An 11,372-nucleotide genomic window follows, 5' to 3' on the forward strand; every position below is an offset into this window, starting at 1 on the left:
ATCGCCGGTGCGAAACGCGTCGCTACTTCCCAACGCTCACCAACCACCGATATGGCGCGCGAACGATTGCCGCCGTAGAACAGACTTCTCTCATGGAGGCGCATCATATGTCGGTTGTTCTCGATCAGACGGATCGGCGGATATTGCGGGAGTTGCAACACGACGCCACCCTGCCGGTCGCCCAGTTGGCCGAGAGGGCGTTCGTGTCCCAGACGCCGTGCTGGAAGCGCGTGAAGCGGCTGACCGAGGCCGGCGTCATCGAAAAGCGTGTCGCGATCCTCAATCGCGACGCGCTGGAGCTGGGCCTGGTGGTGTTCGTGGGCGTACGCACCAATCGTCACGACGAGGAATGGCTCAGCACCTTCGCCAAAGCCGCCGCAGCCCTGCCCGAGGTGGTCGAGTTCTACCGGATGTCCGGGGAGACGGACTATCTGCTGAAGGTCGTGGTGAAGGACATCGCCGCCTATGACGCCTTCTACAAGCGCCTGATCGCCGCCGTGCCGCTACAGGACGTCAGCTCCTCCTTCGCCATGGAGCAGATCAAGTTCACCACAGCGCTTCCGATCTGAACCGCCTGAGTTGACTTCCCTGCCGGGCGGGTCGCCAATTTCCCGATAACAATAGGCGTCGCGGGAGGATGTAGTGAGTTCCTGGAACTTCGCCGACGTGTGGGAAGCGATCGTCGGCGTCCAGCCGGGCCGCCCGGCGCACATCCAGGGCGAGCGCGTTGTGACATGGGGCGAGCTTGATGCACGCGCAGACGCCCTTGCCGCCCACCTGATCGCAAGCGGACTGGATCACCAGGCGAAGGTCGCCGCCTTCCTCTACAACGGCCCTGAGTACATCGAGACCTACTACGCCGCGTTCAAGGGCGGCTTCGCGCCGGTCAATACGAACTACCGCTATGGGCCCGAAGAGCTGTTCTACCTGTTCGACAACGCCGACGCCCAGGCCGTCGTCTTCCATGCCGGGTTCGCCGAGGTCCTGGAGGCCATCCGAGGCCGCCTGCCGGGTGTGAAGGCATGGATCGCCGTGGCCGAACCTGGCCATCCGGTCCCGGCCTGGGCGGAGGACTATGACGCCATCGTCGCCAGGGTTCCGGCTCAGCGACCGGTCAAGGCGCCCTGGGGCCGCTCCGGCGATGACCTTCTGCTGCTCTACACGGGCGGCACCACCGGAATGCCGAAGGGCGTCATGTGGCGCCAGGACGACCTCTTCAACGTGATCGGCGCGGGCGGTAACGCCTTGCTGGGCATTGCGCCTGCGACCTCCATCGAGGAACTCGTCGCGCGTATCCAGGCGCCGGATCATATCCGCCCCACGTCCCTCATCGCCTGCCCGCTGATGCACGGGACCGGGCAGTTTTCGACCCTGATCTGCTTCAACCAGGGCGGTACGGCGGCATTTCTGCCCTCGCGTCGGTTCAACGCCATCGAGCTCTGGGACGAGACCGATCGCCTGCAGGCGACGGCCATCGTGATCGTGGGCCTGGCCTTCTCGACACCCATGCTGGAGGCGCTGGAGGCCAATCCGGGACGCTGGGACCTCTCCACCGTGAAGTCCATGAGCTCTTCCGGATCGATGTGGAGCCAGGAGAACAAGCGCGGTCTCTTGAGCTTCGCCAAGAACGCCATGATCTTCGACAGCTTCGGATCGTCCGAAGCCGTGGGCCTTGGCCTCTCGGCCTCGGCGCCCGGCGCGGAGGTCGCAACCGCTGCGTTCGTCATCGGACCCAACTGCGCCGTCTTCTCGGAGGACGGTCGCCGGATCGAGCCAGGTTCGGGCGAGCGGGGTATGGTCGCCGTCACCGGTTTCCTGCCGATGGGCTACTACAAGGATGCGGAAAAGTCGGCGAAAACCTTCCGGACCCTTGAAGGCCAGCGGTGGAGCGTTCCCGGCGACTGGGCAGAGGTGAATGCCGACGGGACCCTGAAGCTCCTGGGCCGTGGCTCTGTCTGCATCAACACCGGAGGCGAGAAGGTCTTCCCGGAGGAAGTCGAAGAGGCGCTGAAGACCCACGCCGACGTTCGCGACGCCGTGGTCGTGGGCCTTCCCGATCCGCGGTTCGGCGAGCGGATCTGCGCCGTCGTCGAGGGTGAGGGCGCAGCCGAACCGACCCTTGCCGAGCTCTCAGAGCATGTCCGCGCGACGCTCGCCGGCTACAAGGCGCCGCGAGACCTCGTGCTGGTCGACACCATCGGCCGGGCTCCGAACGGCAAGGTTGACTACAAGGCCATCAAGGAGCGCGCCATGGCGCTGCTGGGCGCCGTCGCATAGGCAAAGCTCTGGCATAGTTTACGAAGCTTCACCGTGATGTGACGAACCGAAATATATTGTTGCCCAAATGTTTCGCATCGGCGCGTTGCATAGAAGCAACTGGGCCGCGCAGAAAAGCTTTGCCAGAGAATTCTATTCGCCACTTCTACCGCTCTTGCCCCAAACCTGCCCTTTTTTGCTTCCTTGACTCTTTTCCACGAGTCATGGCGGAGAGCTAGTGCTCGCCGCTTCATCTGCGAGTTGAGGGGTCCCGCCATGCTCGCCTGGGTTGTAATCGTCGCCCATACCGCCTTCCTGGTCGGCTGGCCGGTCGCCGAGACATCGATCCGGAACCATCGGCTCAAACAGGCGCGTGCGATGTCTCAGGTCCCTGAGTCCGGCGAGGCCTACGTCAGAGCAGCATAGATCGCCCCTGTCGGCCGCTTGGCCCGCGGCGCTCGCGTATCAGCGCGCAGGTTCAGGCGCCATCGAATGTCGGCTGCGGATGACACGCGCCTTGGGCATTTCTGCGCCGGCTTCGCCAAGCGGCCAGATTGAGCTTATCGCCGGCGCGAAGCGTCAGATGTGCTTCAGGCTGCGGACAAACTCGACAAGCGTCGCGCGCGGCGCGCCGCGTGGAAGCACCGAGTAGGCGCGAAGCAGTTCAAGCGCGCCAGGCTCGGACAGCAGGGCCGCGACCTCGTCGATCGCCCCGCTCGCCGGATTGATTTCGCCGAACATCTCGGAGACCGGCGCGTGCAAGGTCGTCGCGATGCGCGAGAGCATGGAGGCGCTGACGCGATTGGCGCCGCGCTCGTATTTCTGGATTTGCTGGAACGTTACGCCCGCCGCCTCGGCCAACGCCTGCTGCGACATACCCCTGACCCTGCGCAGCAGCCGGATCCTCGCGCCCACCGCGATATCAATGGGATCAGCTGGGGCCTCCGGATTGCGGGCCATGGTATCTCCGAAACAAACTCGCACCACAGTTAACCAGTGCGACGCGAGGGTCCATCCGTCGGCGGCGCCCAATCGGCCTGGCTCGCCTGGTCAGTGATCAGGAAGCAGGCTTCGGCGATGGCGATCCCCACCGCTCGGCGCAACTTGCCGATGGTCGGCGCTTCGCGCTCGAGCGCCATGAGTTCTTCTTCGTAAGAGGTCAATAACTCCACGAGATTCTGTGAAAGGGTCCGCGTACGCTCCGCACTGATCTGGCTCATCTCTCCCCCAGAGGGACTCCCGAAGAGAGCGTCGAGCATCGGCCGGCCAATTGCAAGCCGATGCGCCCGTGAGGTCGCCGCGCGGCTGAACCAGGCGGCGGGCGGTTGCGACGATGGCCGCAGGAGCCACCGGCCGACATCCCCGAAAACCTGTCAGTGAAGCAGGTGGGCCAAAGGTTTCCGCAGCGATGCCGGCGGCTCCGCAGACTCAGCAATTGGCTCCTGCGGCTCGGCGGCCATGGCATAGCGGCGCACGCCGCCCGCGCGGCAGACCTCGGCGTTCATGCGCGCGAAAGTCTCGTCCCACGACATCGTCGAAAGCACCGCATCGACCCGCCTGAGCCAGGACCTCCTCGAGCGCGCGAGATCGAGCGCTCGTTCGCAGGCTGCGACGAACTCCTGCAGCGTCGCTGCGACCGCGACGGCGTCGAGGCCGCCATAGAGGGTGACAACCTCGGCGACAGGGGTCGAGACAACCGGACGGCCTGCGGCCAGATACTCCAGCGTCTGGGTGGGGCTTAAGAATCTGGTGGTCTCGTCGACGACGAAAGGCGCCAGGGCGACGTCCCAGCCGCCGAGGTAGCGGGGCAGCTCCTCGTGGGCCTTGGGGCCGAGGTAGTGCAGGTTCGCCCGCTTGGGCAGGTCGGCGGATTTAAGTCTCAGCACCGGCCCGACCAGCACCAGGCTCCAATGCGGGCGCGCATCGGCCAGGGCCGCCAGCAGGCCAAGGTCCATCTGTTCGTCGATCACGCCCAGAAAGCCAAGTCTCGGCCCCGGAATGACGGCTTGGTCGGCCGGCTCGGCGCCGGCGAGCCTGGCCTTGGCGAAGTGCGCGCGATCGACGCTCGAGGGGAAGGCATGGACATTGTGGTGCCGGCCCCGCTTGGCCTCCCAAAGGCCATAGCCGCCTGTGAAGACCACGTCGGCGACGCCCATCAGTTCGTCCTCGAGGAGGCTCAGCTGCGAGCTTGCGTATCCGGTTTCGGTGAGCTCGTCGCTGCAATCATAGACGGTGCAGATCGCCTCCAGATGCCGCGAAAAGCTGAGCGCTGCCGGCGCGTCGTACCAGCGGATCACGTCCTGGCCGTAGCCGGCCAGCATACCGTCCAGCAGCAGTCCCAGCATTGCGTCGCGCTCGGCTCCGGCGCCGCCCTCGGGCAGCACCGGTGTCACGACGATGACGCCGCTATCTGCGCAGGTGCGAGCGTCCAGCCGTGGGCAGGTCTGAAGCGAACCGGGGACGGGCTCCTCCCAGTAGATCACGCGGCGCCCTCTGGCGAAGCGCGCCATGAGCTGGTGTGAGCGCTGGTGGATCGAACTCCAGCGATGCCGGGAGAAGCAGATCAGGGTCTGTCGGCCGCGGGAACGCGGCCCGAAGAAATGGGTTGGGGCTGGGGCAGCGCAATCCGCGCTTGGAACCCATTGGGTGTTCAAGGGCGCGACCTTCCTCAGAAGCTGAAATACCAACCCCGCAATGCCAACCCCGCAATGAGAACTCCGAGACGCCCTGGAAGGTTCCGCGCGACAGCCTCGAACGGCCACGCTCTACAATATAGCGCGTGAGATACCGGGTTACTCGATTGAATTATTCAATCCATGGCGGAAGCCGGACTGTCTAGAGCGTCAACTTCGACTTGCGGCGACCAGCAGAACCCCTGAGACCGGAGCCGTAGGCTGGATTGCGCTCCCAGCGAAGCGCATCGGCGACGATGTCCTCAAGCGCCGAGCGCTGCGCGCTCCAGCCCAGGAGGTCCTGCGCACGGCGCGGGTCGGCGACGAGGCTCGGCGGGTCGCCGGCCCGCCGGGCGCCCACACTGTGCGGGACGGGACGGCCGACAGCGCGGCCGACGGCCTCTACGACCTCGCTCACCGAGCGGCCTTCCCCGGTGCCCACGTTCACCGGCTCAAATGCGCCGGCGGCGAGATCGACCTCGAGGGCGGCCACGTGCGCGGCGGCAAGGTCGCTGACGTGGATGTAGTCGCGCAGGCACGTGCCGTCCGGCGTCTCGAAGTCCCGGCCGAAGACGGTGAGCGGCCGGCCGTCCCCGATCGCGGCGGCAATGGCGAGCGGAATGAGGTGGGTTTCGGGCTCGTGGGCCTCGCCGATCACGCCTGAGGGATCGGCGGCGGCGGCGTTGAAGTAGCGCAGCGCAACTGCGCTCAGCCCATAGGCGCGGCACTGCGCCTGGATAAGCCACTCGGCGGCGAGCTTGGTGTCGCCGTATGGACTGGCCGGCGCCTTCTCGGCGGTCTCGGCGATCGTTTCCAACGCGCCTCTTGCACCTTGGCCGTAGACCGCGGCGCTGGATGAGAAGACCAGCCGCCCCACCGCGCGTTCCCGAAGGACCGTGAGCAGCGTCGTGGTCCCCGAGACGTTCACATCCCAGAAAAGATCCGGATGGGTCACCGAGCGTCCCACCTCGATCAGCCCGGCGAAATGGATCACCGACTTGACCCCGTGGGCCTCGATCGCTTCGCCCAACGCCACGGGATCGCGGATGTCGCCGTGGACAAAAGGTCCCCAGCGGACCGCCTCGCGAAAGCCCGAGTTCAGATTGTCGTACACCACCGGCCTGAAGCCCCGCTCGTGAAGGGCCTTGGCCGTGTGCGCTCCGATATAGCCCGCCCCGCCGGTGACCAGCACGGAGGGCTTCTTTCCGCGATCCATGGAACCGATAGTGACGCCGCCAGGCCTCAAGTTCCAGTTAAGGCCCGCCGGGCGCCGCCGGGCGCGCTCGGCATCAGTGGGATTCGCGGGTGACGTGCGCGGATGATTTGCCGACCGGGAAATCGAGGTCGACGCCCCTATCGGCCTGCTTCAGAAGGGCGGATCAGCTCACCCCTCAAAGAGCGGCAGCGCCAGTCCTTTCACGCCGGTCTCGACGGCGAAGAGGCTGCCGGCCAGCGGCTGGCCGGCGCGAGCCTGCGCCGTGAGCCCGTCCCAGGCGCTGGTCACGAAGAGCGTCGTCATGTCCTCGCCGCCGAACGCACAGCTCGTCGGCTGGTCCACCAGCATGGGGATCACCTGATCTCTTTTTCCATCGGGCGCATAGCGCACCAGGCGCCGCCCGCCCCACTGGGCGTTCCACAGATAGCCCTGGGCGTCGACCGCCGAGCCATCGGGCGCAGCCGATGTTCCGCGGGTATGGGCGAAGGCCGTCATCTTCGTCAGGTCAGCCGTCTCGTGGGCGAAGATGGTCTGCAGCCTGGAGTCCGCCACATAGAGCCGCGTGCCGTCGGGACTGACGGAGAGCGTGTTGGGGATGTGGATGCCGCTCAGCACCCGCTGGGTTTCGAACGCCGCCGTCGTGCGGAAGACAGATCCGTGCTGCTTTCCGTGGTCGTCATCCATGACGCTCCACCAGAAGTTTCCTTCCAGGTCGACCTTGCCGTCGTTGGTGCGAAACCCCGGCGGCAGGTCGAAGGGCTGCACGATCTCCAGGGTCCCGGCGTCAGGGTCGCAGATCGCCAGGCCCTTTTCGGTGGCGATCAGGAGGCCGCCCTTGCGTCTTGGAACCGCCGCGCTTGCCCGCACCCCGAGGTCAAAGGCGCCCCGGTCATCGGTCTTCGGCTCATACCAGGCGAGCCGCTTGCCTTTAATGTCGAACCAGTAGAGCCGGCCCTCGCCAGGCGACCAGCAGGGGCCCTCCCCCAGGCGGTCGCCGGATTTCACGACGCAGCGCACGTTCATTCAAGAGCCTCCGCCGCCAGCCTAACCAAGAACCCTAAGGAACGCCGCAGCGCGATGAAGCGGCCGCCCGTTAGCGCGGCAGCTTCGAGGCGCCCATCAGGTGCTCGTCCACGGCGCGTGCGCACTGACGACCCTCGCGGATCGCCCAGACCACCAGCGACTGGCCGCGGCGCATGTCACCGCAGCTGAAGATGTTGCGCACCGAGGTCTGGTAGTTGACGACGTTGGCAGCCACGTTGCCGCGCGGATCGAGATCGACGCCGCCGCTTTCCACCAGGCCTGCCGTCCGCGGGCCGGTGAAGCCCATGGCCAACAGCACGAGATCAGCCTTCAGCGTGAAAGCAGCGCCCTCGACATCGCGCATCTGCATGCGTCCGTCCGCGCCGGCCAGCCATTCCACACGGGTGCATTCCAACGCCGTGATGTGGCCGTCCTTGCCGATCGCGCGCCGGGTGACAACGGCGAAGTCGCGCTCGCAGCCCTCTTCCTGCGAAGAGGAGGTGCGCAGCTTGAGCGGCCAGTCCGGCCAGGTCAGGGCCTTGTTCTCGCGCGCAGGCGGTTCGGGCATGATCTCGAGCTGGGTGACCGAGAGCGCGCCTTGGCGGTTGGACGTCCCAATGCAGTCGCTGCCGGTGTCGCCGCCGCCGATCACCACGACGTGCTTGCCCGCCGCCGAGATCGCCCCGCCGGGCGCGGCGATCAGTTCGTCATCGCCGGCGTTGCGCTTGTTCTGCTGGGTAAGGAAATCCATGGCGTAGTGCACGCCCGCCAGCTCGCGGCCCGGGACTTCCAGATCGCGCGGCGCCTCGGCGCCGCCGGCCATCACCAAGACGTCGTAATCGTCCAGCAGGCGCTGGACCGAGACCGTCACGCCCACTTCGAACCCGGCGCGGAAGATCACGCCTTCGGCCTCCATCTGCCGGATGCGCCGGTCGATGAGATCCTTCTCCATCTTGAAGTCGGGGATCCCGTAGCGGAGCAGGCCGCCGATCCGGTCGGACTTCTCGAACACCGTGGGCGCATGGCCGGCGCGGGCGAGTTGCTGGGCGCAGGCAAGGCCGGCGGGGCCCGATCCCACCACGGCGACCCGCTTGCCGGTGCCGCGCGGCGACATCTGCGGCGTGATCCAGCCTTCATCCCAGCCGCGATCGACGATCGAGCACTCGATCGATTTGATGGTCACCGGATTGTCGTCGATGTTCAGCGTGCAGGACGCTTCGCAAGGGGCGGGACACACCCGGCCGGTGAACTCCGGGAAGTTGTTGGTCGACTGCAGGTTCTCCAGCGCCGCCTTCCACTGGTCGCGATAGACCAGATTGTTGAAGTCGGGGATCTGGTTATTGACCGGGCAGCCCTGGTGGCAGAACGGAATGCCGCAATCCATGCAGCGGGCCGCCTGCTGGCTCACCTGCGCCGCCGGCAAGGGCTGGACGAATTCCTTCCAGGTTTTCAGGCGCGCTCCCACCTTGTCGTAGGTGCGGTCGCTGCGCTCGATCTCGAGGAAGCCGGTGGGCTTGCCCATCGGTGATATACTCCAGGACTTGGGGTGGTTATTCCGCAGCGACGGCGGCGGCCGCCTTGCGGTCGGTGGTGAGCTCGAGGAGCGCGCGGCGGTAGTCGGTGGGCATCACCTTCACGAACGAGCCCAGCGCCTGATCCCAGTTGGCCAGGATCTCGGCGGCGCGCGCGCTCTTGGTGTGGAGATGGTGGCGCTCGATCAGGATGCGCAGTCGCTCGGCGTCGAAGCGCAGCATGTCGCCCATGCCGTTGTTGTCCACCGAGACGGGCCGCTGGGTCGGGCGATGCGCCTCCTCGGCGCTGTTGGCCGCGCCCGGCGTTGCCGGGGCGAGACGTTCCAGCTCGACCATGGCCTTGTTGCAGAGCGCATCGAACCGGCCGGCCGGGTCGTAGACGTAAGCCACCCCGCCGCTCATTCCGGCCGCGAAGTTGCGTCCGGTGTCGCCCAGGACGACCACCACGCCGCCGGTCATATATTCGCAGCCGTGGTCGCCCAGGCCCTCGACGACCGCGACGGCGCCTGAGTTGCGCACCCCGAAGCGCTCGCCCGCCACGCCCTCGAAATAGGCCTCGCCGGCGATGGCGCCGTAGAGGACCGTATTGCCGACGATGATGTTGCGGGTGGGCTCGCGCCGGGATTCGGGCGGCTGGCGCACGACCACCCGGCCCCCGGAGAGGCCCTTGCCGACGTAGTCGTTGGCGTCGCCGATCAACTCCAGCGAAACGCCGCGGGCGGCAAAGGCGCCGAAGCTCTGGCCGGCGTTGCCGCGGAAGCTGAGCGATATGGTATCGTCGGGGAGGCCAGCGTGGCCGTAGCGGCGGGCGACCTCACCGGAGAGCATGGCGCCCACCGTGCGGTTGACGTTGCGCACCGGATATTCGCCGCGCACCGGCTTGCCGCTTTCGAGCGCCGGCCCGGCGGCTTCGATCAGGACGTTGTCCAGAGCCTTGCCGAGACCGTGGTCCTGCCGGTCCTGGTTCCACAGACCCTTCGCTGCTTCGGCGGGAGCCGCATAGAGGATGCGCGAAAGGTCGATCCCTTGCGCCTTCCAGTGGTCTACGGCCGGATCCAGATCGATGCGGTCGACGCGGCCGATCATCTCGTTGACCGTCGCAAACCCCATCTCGGCCATGATCTCGCGCAACTCTTCGGCCACGAAGAAGAAGTAGTTGATCACGTGCTCCGGCTGGCCGGTGAAGCGCGCGCGCAGCACCGGGTCCTGCGTCGCCACGCCCACCGGGCAGGTGTTGAGGTGGCACTTGCGCATCATGATGCAGCCGGCGGCGATCAGCGGCGCCGTGGCGAAGCCGAACTCGTCGGCGCCCAGGAGGGCCCCGATGGCGACATCGCGACCGGTGCGCAGCCCGCCATCCACCTGCACGGCGATGCGGGTGCGAAGCCCGTTGAGCAACAGGGTCTGCTGGGTCTCGGCGAGGCCGATCTCCCAGGGTGAGCCCGCATGGGTGAGCGAGGTGAGCGGTGAGGCCCCCGTCCCGCCCTCGAATCCGGAGATGGTCACGTGGTCGGCGCGCGCCTTGGCGACGCCGGCGGCAACCGTGCCCACGCCAACCTCGGACACCAGCTTCACCGAGATGCGGGCCGCCGGATTGACGTTCTTCAGGTCGTGGATGAGCTGGGCAAGGTCCTCGATCGAATAGATGTCGTGGTGCGGCGGCGGCGAGATGAGGCCCACGCCGGGCGTCGAGTGCCGGACGCGGGCGATATTCTTGTCGACCTTGTGGCCGGGCAGCTGTCCGCCCTCTCCCGGCTTTGCGCCCTGGGCCATCTTGATCTGGATGTCGTCGGCGTTGACCAGGTACTCGGTTGTCACCCCGAAGCGCCCGGAAGCCACCTGCTTGATGGCCGAACGCATGGAATCGCCGTTGGGCAGGGGCTTGAACCGATCGCTCTCCTCGCCGCCCTCGCCGGTGTTGGAGCGCCCGCCGATGCGGTTCATGGCCATGGCCAGGGTCGTGTGCGCTTCACGGCTGATCGAGCCGAAGCTCATCGCGCCGGTGGCGAAACGCTTGACGATCTCGACCGCCGGCTCGACGTCGGCAAGCGCGATCGGCTTGTCGGCGGGCTTTAGGCGCATGAGGCCGCGCAGCGTCAGGAGCCGCTCGGACTGCTCGTTGATGTCGCGGGCGAACGCGCGATAGTCGTCCGGCAGGTTTCCACGCACGGCATGCTGCAGGCGAGATACCGAATCCGGCGTCCAGGCATGGCTCTCGCCGCGTAACCGCCAGGCGTACTGGCCGCCGACATCGAGCATGTTCTGGTAGATCGGGTTGTCGCCATAGGCGTCGCGGTGGCGACGGATTGCTTCGCCGGCGATCTCGGGCAGGCCGACGCCTTCGATGGTGGAGGCCGTACCCGTGAAGTACTTCCCGATCAGGCTCGAGGAGAGGCCGACCGCGTCGAAGATCTGGGCGCCGCAATAGGACTGGTAGGTGGAGATGCCCATCTTGGACATCACCTTCAAGACGCCCTTGCCGATCGCCTTGATGTAGTTCTTGCGGACATCATAGGCGGAGAGCGCCAGGCCGTTCTCGGTGCGAAGCTGCTCGATGGTCTGGAACGCCAGGTAGGGGTTCACGGCCTCTGCGCCATAGCCGGCCAGCACGCAGAAATGGTGCACTTCGCGCGCTTCGCCGGTCTCGATGACGAGGCCCGTCTGCATGCGCAG

General features: G+C 66.6%; 10 protein-coding genes. 3 read left to right on the forward strand and 7 right to left on the reverse strand.

Features of this window, described 5'->3' with window-relative positions; all coding sequences use genetic code 11:
• Positions 1-107 precede the first annotated feature (107 nt).
• From VGI62_RS11340 to VGI62_RS11350, 3 genes are all read left to right on the forward strand, one after another.
• Positions 108-569, forward strand: a complete 462-nt coding sequence (locus VGI62_RS11340) for an Lrp/AsnC family transcriptional regulator (protein WP_331504596.1) — start codon at positions 108-110, stop codon at positions 567-569.
• 73 nt (positions 570-642) lie between these two features.
• Positions 643-2,277: an AMP-binding protein gene (locus VGI62_RS11345; protein WP_331504597.1), complete on the forward strand. Its 1,635-nt coding sequence runs from the start codon at positions 643-645 to the stop codon at positions 2,275-2,277.
• Between the two features lie 255 nt (positions 2,278-2,532).
• Positions 2,533-2,682 (forward strand): hypothetical protein, encoded by a 150-nt coding sequence (locus VGI62_RS11350; RefSeq protein ID WP_331504598.1) that lies wholly within the window; start codon positions 2,533-2,535, stop codon positions 2,680-2,682.
• Positions 2,683-2,835: 153 nt separating this feature from the next.
• Here VGI62_RS11350 and VGI62_RS11355 read toward each other — a convergent pair whose 3' ends face one another.
• From VGI62_RS11355 to VGI62_RS11385, 7 genes are all read right to left on the reverse strand, one after another.
• A complete protein-coding gene (locus tag VGI62_RS11355) occupies positions 2,836-3,216 on the reverse strand; it encodes a helix-turn-helix transcriptional regulator (RefSeq protein ID WP_331504599.1) in 381 nt (126 codons plus the stop codon).
• 29 nt (positions 3,217-3,245) lie between these two features.
• The gene (locus tag VGI62_RS11360; protein ID WP_331504600.1) at positions 3,246-3,476 is read right to left on the reverse strand and encodes a hypothetical protein; all 231 of its coding nucleotides are present in this window, start codon (positions 3,474-3,476) and stop codon (positions 3,246-3,248) included.
• A gap of 153 nt (positions 3,477-3,629) precedes the next feature.
• Entirely contained in the window at positions 3,630-4,739 is a 1,110-nt protein-coding gene (locus VGI62_RS11365) for a glycosyltransferase (RefSeq protein WP_331504601.1), read from the reverse strand.
• A 352-nt stretch (positions 4,740-5,091) separates the two neighbouring features.
• A complete protein-coding gene (gene galE, locus VGI62_RS11370) occupies positions 5,092-6,144 on the reverse strand; it encodes a UDP-glucose 4-epimerase GalE (protein WP_331504602.1) in 1,053 nt (350 codons plus the stop codon).
• Between the two features lie 168 nt (positions 6,145-6,312).
• Positions 6,313-7,167: an SMP-30/gluconolactonase/LRE family protein gene (locus VGI62_RS11375; RefSeq protein ID WP_331504603.1), complete on the reverse strand. Its 855-nt coding sequence runs from the start codon at positions 7,165-7,167 to the stop codon at positions 6,313-6,315.
• Between the two features lie 70 nt (positions 7,168-7,237).
• Positions 7,238-8,689 carry a glutamate synthase subunit beta gene (locus tag VGI62_RS11380; RefSeq protein WP_331504604.1) on the reverse strand — a complete coding sequence of 484 codons (1,452 nt, stop codon included), beginning with the start codon at positions 8,687-8,689 and terminating at the stop codon, positions 7,238-7,240.
• Between the two features lie 28 nt (positions 8,690-8,717).
• On the reverse strand, positions 8,718-11,372 hold a 2,655-nt coding region (locus VGI62_RS11385; RefSeq protein ID WP_331504605.1), incomplete at its 5' end, for a glutamate synthase-related protein.

Origin of the sequence: Phenylobacterium sp. (genome assembly GCF_036495085.1) — a bacterium.
GTDB lineage: Bacteria > Pseudomonadota > Alphaproteobacteria > Caulobacterales > Caulobacteraceae > Phenylobacterium.

Coding starts and splice junctions, on each gene's coding strand:
- VGI62_RS11380 (WP_331504604.1), bottom strand. CDS start 8,689: ATGGGCAAGCCCACCGGCTTCCTCGAGATCGAGCGCAGCGACCGCACC.
- VGI62_RS11340 (WP_331504596.1), top strand. CDS start 108: ATGTCGGTTGTTCTCGATCAGACGGATCGGCGGATATTGCGGGAGTTG.
- VGI62_RS11360 (WP_331504600.1), bottom strand. CDS start 3,476: ATGAGCCAGATCAGTGCGGAGCGTACGCGGACCCTTTCACAGAATCTC.
- galE (WP_331504602.1), bottom strand. CDS start 6,144: ATGGATCGCGGAAAGAAGCCCTCCGTGCTGGTCACCGGCGGGGCGGGC.
- VGI62_RS11375 (WP_331504603.1), bottom strand. CDS start 7,167: ATGAACGTGCGCTGCGTCGTGAAATCCGGCGACCGCCTGGGGGAGGGC.
- VGI62_RS11350 (WP_331504598.1), top strand. CDS start 2,533: ATGCTCGCCTGGGTTGTAATCGTCGCCCATACCGCCTTCCTGGTCGGC.
- VGI62_RS11355 (WP_331504599.1), bottom strand. CDS start 3,216: ATGGCCCGCAATCCGGAGGCCCCAGCTGATCCCATTGATATCGCGGTG.